Source organism: Aeromonas sp. ASNIH2, assembly GCF_002934795.1.
Classification (GTDB): Bacteria; Pseudomonadota; Gammaproteobacteria; order Enterobacterales; family Aeromonadaceae; genus Aeromonas; species Aeromonas caviae.
Map to the genome: position 1 here is coordinate 4,283,276 of NZ_CP026406.1, position 11,987 is coordinate 4,295,262.

Below are 11,987 nucleotides of genomic sequence, written 5' to 3' on the forward strand. Positions count from 1 at the left end.
CGGGAGCCTTTTTTACGTGGCGAAATGGTCTCTAGAAGTGCCACTCCATCCCGATGGCGTAATTGGCGGAGCCATAGCCCGGGATCTCGTTGCTGGAGGCGAGCGCCTTGACGGTGAGGCGGGTTGTCAGGGGGATGCCGAGCCCCATGCCGATGGCGATCTCGTCGCTCTGATCCCCCATCATGTCCACCCGCAGGGTGCGATAGAGGGAGAGATCCTGGCTCATCTGGGCATAGATCTGGGACGACTTGTTGTAGAGCTGGCCGAACACCTCCATCTGGAAGCCGTTTTGCGGCGTGATGGCCAGGGGAATGCCGGCGAAGCGGTAGAGATCCGAGTGGTTGAAATAGCTGTTGGTGATTTGCGGGGTGAAGTCAGTCTGCTGGTAGAGGGTGCTGAAATTGCGCTCGATGAGCCGGTAGGTCTGCTCCGGCAGGCGCAAGAGGTAGTCCGGCACCTCGAACCGGGCGCCAGCGAGGGCGGCCTGGGGCAGCAGGGCACAGGCGACGAGTGTCAAAGCAGGCAGAGCTGAACGCATAAAACGAGAGTTCCCCAACAGTCGAAAGCACGGCATCCATGCCGTCAGCGCATCTAAATATTCACACTATCAGGAGCTTGGGCTCCCTGCCCATTATGTCGCGAGCCGGGGAAACGCATCGGTTTTTAACTGTGAAACGGCTCACATCTCACAGATTTTCAAGGTAGTGATAGAGACTCTTTAGAATCGCAAAGTTCCGTTCGTTCCCCTGGTTCTGTTCCGCCAGGGCTTCCAGGCGCGGCACATAATCCGGCAGGCGGCGGCTGAAGTAGTCACTGCAATGCAGGCGCCAGCGCTTCTGCTCCGCTTCGCTCAAGGTGTGGGGCCAGTTGCGGGCGCGGTAACGGAACAGCATCTCGGGCAGACGGGGATCCGTGAAGGCAAACTCCCGCTCCCCCAGCAGATCCGCCGGAGTGGCGCGCACCAGGTCTATGGTGGACTTGTCGCCGTGGCCGAAGAAGCCGGCGTAGAGCTGGGTGTCGGGGTCGCCGTCGGTGCTGCCGGCAAACTCCTGGTTGAACACCTCCACCAGTTTTTCCCGCACCTCGGGGTGGGCCCGCAGCAGATCCAGGCTCTTGCGGCACTGAGCCCGATTGATGCCCAGCTCGTCCGCCCGCTCCGGCGTCAGGGTGGCGGCCGGGGCCAGTACCGGGCACTTGTTGATGTGCACCAGTTTGACCGGAATGCCGGCCAGATCCCCCAGCTCCTCTTTTTTGGTGTAGAGGCGCTCGCGGATCTCCTCGCAGGAGAGCTCGATGAGCGGAGTCGGGTCACGGGTCAGATCCACCATGATCACCGCGTTCTGGTTGGTGGGGTGCCAGGCGAGCGGCGACACCCAGCTCGCACACCCCTGCCAGGGGGAGAACATGCCGGAGACGTGCACCAGGGGTTTCATGGTCACCACGTCGATGAGGGCCTTCACCTTGTTCTTGTTGCGAAGATCAAAGAGGTACTCGAAGAGCTTGGGCTGGGCATTTTTCACCAGCCTGGCCATCTCGATGGTGGCCAGCACATCCGAGAGCGCATCGTGGGCGTTGGCGTGGGCCACGCCGTTGGCCACCGTCAGCTTCTCCAGCCTGAAGCTCGGCTTGCCCTCGTCGTCCAGGGCCCACTCTATCCCCTGCGGGCGCAGGGCGTAGCAGGCCCGCAGCATGTCGAGGATGTCCCAGCGGGAGTTGCCGTTCTGCCAGGCGTAGGCATAGGGGTCATAGAAGTTGCGATAGAGGGTGTAGCGGGTCACCTCGTCATCGAAGCGGATGCTGTTGTAGCCGAGCACGCAGGTGCCCGGGGTGGCGAACTCCCCGTGGATCTGGCGGATGAAGTCCGCCTCGCACAATCCGTCCTTCATCGCCTTCTGCGGCGTGATACCGGTGATGAGGCAGGCCTCCGGCTCCGGCAGATAATCCGCCGGCGGCTTGCAATAGATGACCAGGGGCTCCCCGATGACGTTGAAATCGGCGTCGGTGCGAATGCCCGCGAACTGCGCCGGCCTGTCTTTGGCCGGACTGATGCCGAAGGTCTCGTAGTCGTGGAAGTAGAACGTGGGCCCGCTGGCCGGGTGCGCTGATGTGCTCATGTTGCTCGAAAGGAGTATCCGATGACGGCGGCGCCTGGCGCCTGGGTGGGGGTGCCATGCACCGCAATTGCCTGCATGGTAAACCATCGCGCTGGCAGAGCGAAGTCCGGGGCGTTCGCCTGGCGCTTTAATGGGCAGTGGGCGTTGTCCGTGAGCCTGGTCATCCCATCGGTCCGGCTCAGGGCTGGGGAAAGTGAGGAGTCAGGGTATTGAGGTCCAGCAGGGTGAAGTAGCCGCCTTCGTCTGGGTACCAGCCGCCGGTGTCGATGTAGTGGACGTTGCCAAGGCGCACCGGCACCCTCACCGGGGTGTGGCCCACCACCAGGGCGGCGAGATCCGCGACCCCGCTCTCGTCCAGCCGTTCGATACGGCGCCTTGACCAGAGGCAGACGTTCTTGATGGCCCGAAGCCGTCCGCCGCTCACCCCGGCATCGAGTTGGTCCAGCAGCCCCTGCCAGGAGGAGAAGGGGCAATCGGCGTGAAGCAGCCCGACCGGACCGGCCGGGGTGGCCACCTCGATGGCCAGGGGCAGGCTGCGGTAGAAGACGGCGAACGCCGCCTGCTCGGCAGGGGTCAGCTGCTGAAACCAGCCGCCGCCGTTTCGGACCCAGTTCTCCCGATCGCAACTCTCGTAACGGCAGACGTAGTCGTCGTGATTGCCGCAGACCGGGTGAAACCATGGCCTGGCCAACCAGTGGATCACCTCGCTGCACTCGGGCCCGCGATCCGCCAGATCCCCGACGCTGAAGAGACGGTCCCGGGCGGGATCAAAATCCAGGGTGTCGAGGGCCTGCTGCAACAGGGCGAAGTGGCCGTGGATGTCGCCGACGGCCAGATCGCGCCCCTGGGTGTTTTGGGGGAAGCGTCTTATCAGGGGGGAGGGTGTCATGGCGTCTCCTGCCTCTATCCCGGACGGGGATGTTTTGTCTGCCTGTACATAAGGTTACAGAAGAAAAGTGGCGAGCGGGCAGGGCCTGGTAAATCATGGGATTGCCCCCGTGAACGTGCGGCGTCACGCGCTGCCTGTGGGGGAGTCACTCCGGGAGGGCGCCTTGTCCGCCCGCTTTCGGAGGCTCTCTTTCTCCACGCTTTTTGACAGGAATCTTGAATGCGGCGTCAGCTGTTGATCTGGATAGGCCCCCTGTGCAGCCTGCTGCTGCTGGGGGCGGCCTTGACCGTCCTCTATCATTTGACCCACCTGTGGCACTGGCACGACATCCGCCAGGCCATCTGGTCACAACCCTCGCCGCAGTTGGGGGGCGCCCTGCTGCTCACCCTGCTCAGCTATGGCTGCCTCTGCTGCTATGATCTGCTGGCCCTGAAGGTGCTGGAAAAACGCCTGCCCTGGCAGCAGGTGGGGATGACCTCCTTCATCGCCTACACCTTCTCCAACACCCTGGGCTTTGCGCTGCTCACCGGCTCCTCGGTACGCTACCGGCTCTACTCCTCCCTGGGGCTTGGCACCGGGGAGGTGGCCAGGGTAATCCTCTTTTGCTCCATCACCTTCTTCCTCGGTCTGCTGGGCTGGGGGGGCAGCGCCCTGCTGCTGGGGCTGGGGGCGGCTCTGCTGGTGGACTGGCCCCGCTGGGCGACCGGGTTGTTGCAACTGGCGGGGGGCCTGGCCCTGCTGACGGTGCTGGCGTATCTGGTGTGGCCGGGGGCTGCCCTGGTCTGGCGCGGACACCCGCTGTTCTTGCCGCGCATCAGATACCGCCTGCTGCAACTGCTCATCGCCCTGCTTGACTGGATGGCCGCCGCCGCCGTGCTCTATGTGCTGCTGCCATCGGGCAGCGTGCCCTATCCGGTGCTGCTCAGTGCCTTCGTGCTCTCCAGTCTGCTCGGGGTGCTGGCCCATGTGCCGGGGGGCATCGGGGTCTTCGAGGCGAGCATGAGCCTGCTGCTCACCCACTATCTGCCGGTGGACAAGCTACTCGCCTCCCTGCTTATCTACCGCTGCGCCTACTACTTCCTGCCCTTCCTCTGTGCCCTGCTGCTGTTCGCAGGTCAGGAGCTGCTGCAACAGCGGGCCCGCCTGCATCGGCTGCAGGGGGTGATGATGGCGACCCGGGAGTTTGTGCCCGCCCTGGTGAGCATGGGTACCTTCGCGGCGGGCACCCTGCTGCTCTGCTCCGGGATGATCCCGACCATGAGGGGGCGGATCGAAGCCTTCCTGGAGGTGCTGCCCCTGCACTTGCTGGAGCTCTCCCATGTGCTCGGCAGTGTCAGCGGCGTGTTGCTGCTGTTGCTGGCCCACAGCCTCTACCGCCGTCATGACGGGGCATTCAGGATCACCCAGTGGCTGCTGGGGCTTGGCATGCTGTTCTCCCTATTCAAGGGGTTTGACTGGGAGTCGGCCCTGCTGCTCGGGGGCTTCTTGCTCATCATCACCCCCTGCCGCCCTCTCTTTTATCGCAAGGGTTCCCTGCTTCACGCCCGGTTCACCCCTTCCTGGCTGATGTCGGTGGGAGCCGTGCTGCTGGGGGCCTTGTGGTTGCTGCTCTTCTCCTACCGCCATGTGGAGTACGACCCTTCCCTCTGGCTGCACGTCTCGGCCCACGGACCCGGGGCCGCTTCCCGTGCCCTGCGCGCCATGGGGAGCGTCATCGGGGTGCTGGCGGTGGTCGGGGTGGCCCATCTGCTGGCCCCCTTGCGCCTGGCCGCCGGCAAGCCGGATGCCGAGGCGCTCTCCCGTGCCCATGGGCTGGTGATGCGGGCAGGGGGAGGCCACGGCTACCTGGCCCAGCTCGGGGACAAGTCCCTGCTGTTCCACCCCAGCGGCGAGGCCTTCCTCATGTACGGGGCCGAGGGCAGCAGCTGGATAGTGATGGGGGATCCCGTCGGCCAGCCCTCCCTCGTGGAGGAGCTGCTCTGGCAGTTTCGCGAGCGCTGTGACGAGCACGACGTCAGCCCGGTCTTCTACCAGGTGTCGGCCCGATATCTGCCTGTCTATCTGGATCTCGGGCTCATCCCCTTCAAGCTGGGGGAGGAGGCCATCGTGGATCTGCCGAGCTTCGATCTCGCCGGCAGTCGCCTGCGCAACCTGCGCAACCTGCGCCAGAGCCACGCCAAGGGCAAGCGGGAAGGGCTGCGCTTCGAGGTGGTGGCTCCCGGTGAGATTGCCCCCCTGCTGCCCGAGTTGAAGGGGATCTCCGACAGCTGGCTGCACAGCAAGCAGGGCAGGGAGAAGGGCTTCTCCGTGGGCAGTTTCGATCCCGCCTACCTCACCCTCAACCCGATGGCGCTGGTGCGGCGGGAGGGGCAGATCGTCGGGTTTGCCAACCTCTGGACCAGCGACAACAAGGAGAGCCTCTCCATCGATCTGATGCGCTACAGCCTGGACACGGGGGCGGCGCCCGTCATGGATTTCCTGTTTGTCGAGCTCCTGCTGTGGGGCAAGCAGGAGGGTTATGCCAGCTTCAACCTGGGGATGGCCCCCATGTCGGGCTTCAACGACAACCCCCTCGGCGGTTACTGGGCCCGCCTTGGCAACACCCTGTTCACCCGGGGCAGCCGTTTCTACAACTTCCAGGGATTGCGGCGTTACAAGGAAAAGTTCGGCCCAAGGTGGGAGCCCCGCTACCTGCTCTGTACCGGTCATCTGGTGCTGCCCCGCACCCTGACTCACCTCGTCTCCCTCATCAGTCGCGGCCCCTTCGGGCTCATGAAGAAATAGGAGTTGGCCCATGAGAGCCATGTTGTTGCTGTTGATTTGCTGTTTCGTCTCTTCGTTCACCTTGCCGGCAGTGGCCGCCCAGCCGGGGCGGGTCGGCGCGGATCTGGGGCTGGTGGAGTTGCCGGTGGTGCAAGCCTCGTCTGCCCCCATGGTGGTCTTCATGAGCGGGGATGGCGGCTGGGCGGCGCTGGACAAGGGGCTCAGCGCCCAGTTGCAGGCCCACGGCATGCCGGTGGTGGGTTGGAGCTCGCTCTCCTATTACTGGAAGAAGAAGACGCCGGAGCAGGCGACGGCGGATCTGGTGCGCATCCTCACCGAGTACCAGTCCCGTTGGGGGCGCCAGCGCTGGTTGCTGGTGGGTTTCTCCTTTGGTGCCGAGATAGTGCCCTTCGTCATCAATCGTCTGCCGCCAGCCTATCGCGACAGCCTGGCGGGGGCCGTGATGCTCTCCCCCTCGACGGCGTCGGATTTCGAGATCCACGTCAGCGACATGGTGGTGCACGACAAGGGGGGCCGCTATCCCACCCTGCCGGAGGTGACACGCATTCAGAGTCTGCCGCTGCTCTGCGTGCAGGGGGCGGAGGACGACTCCCCGGTCAAACTCTGTCCGCGCTTGCAGCAGCCGAACGTGACGACGGTGACCCTGCCGGGCTCCCACCACTTCGACGACAACTACCAGACCCTGTATCAGCAGATTGCCGTGCACCTGGGTCTGGCCCAATAACGGCGAGAGACCGGGAAAACGACACAGGGCGGCCAATGGCCGCCCTGTTGCCGTGGCCCCTTGCAACTGTCCAGGGGGCCGGCATGCCGGGATCAAAGCAGATCTTCGAGCTGGTACTTCTTGAGCAGGGTGTTGAAGGTGCCGTCGGCCTTGACACTCTCGATGGCGGCATCGAAGCGGGCCTTGAGCTTGTCATCGTGCTTGCGAAGGGCCACCGCCACCCCTTCTCCCAGGATCTTGTCCTGGGTGCCGTTGAACTGGGGACCGACGAAGGCGAACTGCTTGCCCATCTCCTTGTCGAGGAAGCCCACCTTCAACTGCACCATGTTGCCGAAGGTGTAGTCGGCGCGGCCGGACTGCAGATCCAGCATGGGAGACTGGGCGTTGACGTAGCGCTTGATCTTGGCCACCTCGCCATAGCGGGCGGTGACGAAGTTGTCCTGGGGAGTGCCCTCCTGCACCGCGATCACTTTGCCCTTGAAGTGGGCCGGATCGTCTGCAAAGTCGGCGGCCTTGTCGCTGCGCCCCACGAAGCGGTTCTGCATCATGTAGTAGACCTGGCTGAAGTCCACTTTCTGGCGCCGCTCGTCCGTGATGTTCATGGAGGACATGATGGCGTCGTACTTGCGCACCTGCAGGCCGGGCAGCAGGGCATCCCAGGGCTGGTTGATCACCTCGCACTCGGTCTTCATGGCCGCGCACAGGGCATAGGCCAGATCGACCTCGAAGCCGCCGAGCTTGCCGCTGCTGTCGACCATTTCGAAGGGGGGATAGGTGGCATCGGTGGCGATCACCAGGGGTTTGGCGGCGGCCTGGCCGGCGGTGGCCAGGGCCATCAGCATCATCAGTGTGTTGAGTTTCATGGTCAGTCCCTTGAAGTGTGGTGTCATTCCTAGCGTGCTAAAGGGTGCCGGCCTCAAGGGCCGACGGCTATCTTGCGATGGGTGAGGGCCGGCAACTGGCTGCGCACCGTGCGCTGTGCTGCCAGATCCAGGGTGGCGATGGCCAGGCCCTGACCCTCCTCTACCTGGGCCAGTATCCGGCCCCAGGGATCGATGATCATGCTGTGGCCGAAGGTGCGCCGCCCACCGGGGTGGTGTCCCCCCTGGGCACTGGCGAACACGAAGGCCAGGTTCTCTACCGCACGTGCCCGCAGCAGCAGCGCCCAGTGCGCGAGCCCGGTGGTGTGGGTGAAGGCCGCGGGCAGGGCGATGAAATCGGGGGCGGGCCCCAGGCGAAACAGCTCCGGGAAGCGCAGGTCGTAGCAGATCCCGAGGCGCAGCACGCCCCAGGGCAGGGGATGGCTCACCACCTCCCGGCCCGGGGTCATGGTCGCGGCCTCGTCATACTGCTCCTGCCCGGTGCAAAAGCCAAACAGGTGCAGCTTGTCGTAGCGGCTTGCGAGCTGCCCTTGCGGGTCGATGAGCAGGCTGCTGTTGTGCATCTTGCCGGGCTCGTGGCTGGCAAGCGGCAATGTGCCGGCCAGGATCCAGAGCCCGAGCTCCCGGGCCAGCCCCTGTACCCAGGCAAGCAGGGGGTGATCGTCAACGGGGGCAGCCAGGGCCACTCGCGCCCGCTCATCGACCGGCATCAGGTAGAAGTATTCGGGCAGCAGGGCCAGCTCGGCCCCCTCGGCCGCGGCCTGACGCAGCAGCGCTTCGGCCTGGGCCAGGTTGTGGTCAAGGTCATCCCCGGAGACCATCTGGAGGACGGCAACGCGCAGTGAATCCATGGTGCCCCCTAGACGGCGCACAGGCGCTCGGCGCCCGCCAGCAGGGTGTCGTCATCCTTGGAGAAGGAGAGGCGGATGACCCGCTGATCCGTGCCGTCATGATAGAAGGCGGAGACCGGAATGGTGGCGACCCCGTGATCGCGGATGAGCCGCTGCACGAACAGGCTGTCCGGCTCGTCGCTTACCCGCTCGTAGCTCGCCAGCATGAAGAAGCTGCCCGCCGAGGGGAGCAGGGTCAGTCGCGAATCCGCCAGGGCCGAGGCGAGCAGGTCACGCTTGCGCTGGTAGAAGGCTGCCAGCCCCTGATAGTGGGCCGGTTGCTGCAACAGGTGGGCGAAGCCGTACTGCATGGGGGTGTCGGCGGCGAACATGGCGAACTGGTGCACCTTGCGGATCTCCTCCATCAGGGGACGGGGAGCCACGCAGTAGCCCACCCGCCAGCCGGTGACGTGGAAGGTTTTGCCGAAGGAGAAGACGGCGACGGAGCGCTCCACCAGCTCCGGATAGCGGATGACGCTCTGGTGCAGGGCGCCGTCGAACACCACGTGCTCGTACACCTCGTCCGAGAGGATCAGGATGTCGGTGCCGCGCACCAGGCGGGCGAGGCGCTCCTGATCCCCTGCCTGCCAGACGGTGCCGGTGGGGTTGTGGGGGGTGTTGAGCACTATCATGCGGGTGCGGGGGGTGATGCGGGCGGCCACCTCGTCCCAGGGGATGGCGAAATTGGGGGCCTTGAGGGCGATCACCACAGGGGTGGCTCCCTGCAACTGGATCATGGGGCGGTAGCTGTCGAAGGCCGGCTCGAACATGATCACCTCGTCGCCGGGGTGAACCAGGGCGGTGATGGCGCAGAACAGGGCTTCGCTGGCGCTGGCGGTGATGGTGATCTCGTCGCCCGCGTCATAGTGATGGCCGTAGCTGGCTGCAATCTTGGCCACCAGTTGTTCGCGCAGGGCAGGCAGCCCCGTCATGGGGGCGTACTGGTTTTCACCGGCCAGCATGGCCTCGTGGGTCACCCGGATGAGCTCGGGATCGCAGGGGAAGCTCGGCGCCCCCTGGGAGAGGTTGATGCTGGGGTGGCGGGCGGCCAGATCCCCGATCACGGTGAAGATGGTGGTGCCCACCTGGGGCAGTTTGCTGGAAACCTGGGGGATGGACATGGGGCCGTCACCTGCGTGTGTGAAAGAGGTCCCTTTTTAGCCCCCCCAAGGCTTGCCGGACAACGGATTATTCGGCATGGTACGCATGAGTTTTTCTCAAGCATGGAGGCTTGTCATGTTGTCTACCCAGCCGCGTACTCAGTTGCCTCTCTATGGCCTGCAGGTCTTCGAGTGTTCTGCCCGCCACCTGAGCTTTACCCTGGCTGCCGACGAGCTGTGCGTGAGCCAGGGGGCGGTGAGCAAGCAGATCGCCCAGCTGGAGGCGCGCCTGGGCCACCTGCTGTTCGTGCGCGGCACCCGTTGTCTCACCTTGACCCCCGCCGCCGAGCGGCTGCTGCCTTTCGTTCGTGAAGGGCTGGCCCGCATGGGGGAGGGGCTCAGCGCCTTGCAGACCCTGCCCCACGAACAGGCGATCAGCATCAAGGTGCCCTCCTGCGCCAGCCGCTGGCTGCTGCGGCGGTTGCAGGCGTTCGAGGGGGAGGCGGTGGAGGTGCGTGGCAGCCACAGCCATGGCATCGACTTCTCCCGGGAGCCCTTCGATCTCGCCATCGTCTACCAGCCCTGCCTGGGGCGCTATCCCCACAGCCAGCCCCTGTTTCGGGAACGGCTGACCCCGGTCTGCGCCCCGGCGTTTGCTGCCAAGCATCGTCTGTTCGAGCGCGACCTGAACGAGCTGCCCCTGCTGCCCCTCATCCATGCCAGCGCCGATAGGCGGGACTGGCGCAACTGGTTTGCCGCCTTCCTCGACATCCCCTGGCAGCCCCAGGGGGGGCAGCTGTTCGATACCCTGGACTTGGCGATGAATGCCGCCTTGCAGGGGTTTGGCCTCTCTCTCGGGGATCCCACCATAGTGGCCGAGGAGCTGGAGAGCGGCGCCCTGGTCGCTCCCTTCGCCCCCGTGCTGGAGACGGATCACGAATACGCCCTGATCGCCCGGCCCGACAGCCAGCGCCACGGGGTACAGCGAGTCTGTCACTGGCTGCTGGAGGGGGAGGGTCATCCCTGAGGGGACGCGAAATGAAACAGCCCCGCGGGCGGGGCTGTTGTCATGGTGATGGCCGCTGGCCGATTAAAGGGTCAGTGGCAGATCTTGTAGTAGACCTCGTTCCAGCGCAGTTGCTCCTTGAGCGCGGGGATGCGGGTGTGCTCGTCGATGACCACAAACTCGATACCCATGATGTCGGCGAAGGTGCGCAGCTGCTCGATGTCCACCGCCTGGGTGAACACCGAGTGGTGGGCGGCGCCCGCCAGGATCCAGGCCTCGGCGCTGGTCTGCAGGTCCGGCAGGGGTTTCCACAGGGCGCTGGCCACCGGGAGTTTCGGCATGGCCTCTGGCAGGTCCACCACCTCCAGCTGATTGACCACCAGGCGGAAGCGGTTGCCGAGATCGATGAGGCTGGCGTTGACCGCCTTGCCCGCCGGGGCCGCGAACAGCAGGCGGGCCGGATCGGCCTTCTTGCCTATGCCTAAGTGCTGGGCGTCCAGCACGGGTTTGCCTGCGGCGATGGAGGGGCAGACTTCCAGCATGTGGGCCCCCAGCACCAGGTTGTTGCCCGCTTCCAGATGGTAGGTGTAGTCCTCCATGAAGGAGGCGCCCCCCACAAGGCCATATCCCATCACTTTCAGGGTGCGCAAGAGGGCCGCGGTCTTCCAGTCCCCTTCTGCCCCAAAACCGAAGCCTTGCTCCATCAGGCGCTGGCAGGCGAGGCCCGGCAGCTGGTGCAGACCATAGAGATCTTCGAAGGTGGTGGTGAAAGCGCCAAAACCACCGTCGGTGAGGAACTTCTTCATCCCCAGCTCCTGGCGCGCCGCCTCATACAGGGAGGCACGAAGCCCCCCGCCCGCCTGCACCGCCTCGGTCAGGGTGTAGGTCGCCTCATACTCGGCCAGCAGCGCCTCGATGTCGCTCTCGGGCACGGCGTCGATCACCTTGACCAGATCGCCGACCGGGTGGTAGTTCACCTGATAGCCGAACTGGATCTGGGCCTCAATCTTGTCGCCCTCGGTGACCGCCACGTTGCGCATGTTGTCGCCAAAGCGGGCGATCTTTAGGTGGCGGCTGTCGTGGATGGCGGCGGCGATGCGCATCCAGTTGCCAATCTTCTGTCTTGCCTCTTCATCCTGCCAGTGACCCACCACCACGGTGCGCGGCAGCCGCAGGCGGGCCCCCATGAAGCCGAATTCGCGTCCGCCGTGGGCGGTCTGGTTCAGGTTCATGAAGTCCATGTCGATCTCGCTCCAGGGGAGATCCCGGTTGAACTGGGTGTGGAACTGCAAAAGGGGCTTTTGCAACTGGCTCAGCGCCGGGATCCACATCTTGGCGGGGGAGAAGGTGTGCATCCACACCATGAGCCCGGCGCAGCGCTGGTCGTGGTTGGCATCCCGGGCCACCGCGCTGATTTCATCGAGGGTGGTGCCGGTGGGTTTGAGCACTATCTTGAGGGGCAGGTTCGCCCCCTCGTTGAGCTGGTTGGTGATGGTATGGGCGTGATCGGCCACCTGCTTCAATGTGGTGGCGCCATACAGGTGCTGGCTGCCGACCAGGAACCACACTTCCAGCTGTTTCATCAATTCCATGAGTTTG

General features: G+C 64.8%; 10 protein-coding genes. 3 read left to right on the forward strand and 7 right to left on the reverse strand.

Annotation, left to right across the window (positions count from 1 at the left end; all coding sequences use genetic code 11):
• Positions 1-31: 31 nt before the first annotated feature.
• The 3 genes from C3F36_RS20455 to C3F36_RS20465 form a co-directional block, all read right to left on the reverse strand.
• Positions 32-538, reverse strand: a complete 507-nt coding sequence (locus C3F36_RS20455) for a hypothetical protein (protein ID WP_039038881.1) — start codon at positions 536-538, stop codon at positions 32-34.
• 148 nt (positions 539-686) lie between these two features.
• Positions 687-2,114, reverse strand: coding sequence for an exodeoxyribonuclease I (gene sbcB, locus C3F36_RS20460; RefSeq protein ID WP_199769626.1), 1,428 nt, complete (start codon positions 2,112-2,114; stop codon positions 687-689).
• Between the two features lie 178 nt (positions 2,115-2,292).
• Positions 2,293-3,003, reverse strand: coding sequence for a metallophosphoesterase (locus C3F36_RS20465; RefSeq protein ID WP_104455815.1), 711 nt, complete (start codon positions 3,001-3,003; stop codon positions 2,293-2,295).
• A gap of 219 nt (positions 3,004-3,222) precedes the next feature.
• Between C3F36_RS20465 and mprF the strand changes: the two genes are divergently transcribed.
• Entirely contained in the window at positions 3,223-5,787 is a 2,565-nt protein-coding gene (gene mprF, locus C3F36_RS20470; protein WP_104455816.1) for a bifunctional lysylphosphatidylglycerol flippase/synthetase MprF, read from the forward strand.
• 10 nt (positions 5,788-5,797) lie between these two features.
• Positions 5,798-6,511, forward strand: coding sequence for an AcvB/VirJ family lysyl-phosphatidylglycerol hydrolase (locus C3F36_RS20475; RefSeq protein ID WP_104455817.1), 714 nt, complete (start codon positions 5,798-5,800; stop codon positions 6,509-6,511).
• 92 nt (positions 6,512-6,603) lie between these two features.
• Here the strand turns inward: C3F36_RS20475 and C3F36_RS20480 are convergent, their stop codons facing one another.
• Genes C3F36_RS20480 through C3F36_RS20490 form a run of 3 tightly spaced genes read right to left on the reverse strand, consistent with a single transcriptional unit; the run spans position 6,604 to position 9,403 of the window.
• On the reverse strand, positions 6,604-7,374 hold the full coding sequence (locus tag C3F36_RS20480; protein ID WP_010674468.1) for an ABC transporter substrate-binding protein: 771 nt from the start codon (positions 7,372-7,374) through the stop codon (positions 6,604-6,606).
• 53 nt (positions 7,375-7,427) lie between these two features.
• A complete protein-coding gene (locus C3F36_RS20485) occupies positions 7,428-8,243 on the reverse strand; it encodes a carbon-nitrogen hydrolase family protein (protein WP_041215919.1) in 816 nt (271 codons plus the stop codon).
• Positions 8,244-8,251: 8 nt separating this feature from the next.
• Positions 8,252-9,403: a methionine aminotransferase gene (locus C3F36_RS20490; RefSeq protein WP_104455818.1), complete on the reverse strand. Its 1,152-nt coding sequence runs from the start codon at positions 9,401-9,403 to the stop codon at positions 8,252-8,254.
• Between the two features lie 115 nt (positions 9,404-9,518).
• On the opposite strand from C3F36_RS20490, the gene C3F36_RS20495 reads away from it, so the two are divergent.
• A complete protein-coding gene (locus C3F36_RS20495) occupies positions 9,519-10,409 on the forward strand; it encodes a LysR family transcriptional regulator (protein WP_010674471.1) in 891 nt (296 codons plus the stop codon).
• Between the two features lie 71 nt (positions 10,410-10,480).
• Here C3F36_RS20495 and araA read toward each other — a convergent pair whose 3' ends face one another.
• Positions 10,481-11,980 carry an L-arabinose isomerase gene (gene araA, locus C3F36_RS20500; RefSeq protein WP_104455819.1) on the reverse strand — a complete coding sequence of 500 codons (1,500 nt, stop codon included), beginning with the start codon at positions 11,978-11,980 and terminating at the stop codon, positions 10,481-10,483.
• Between the last annotated feature and the right edge of the window lie 7 nt (positions 11,981-11,987).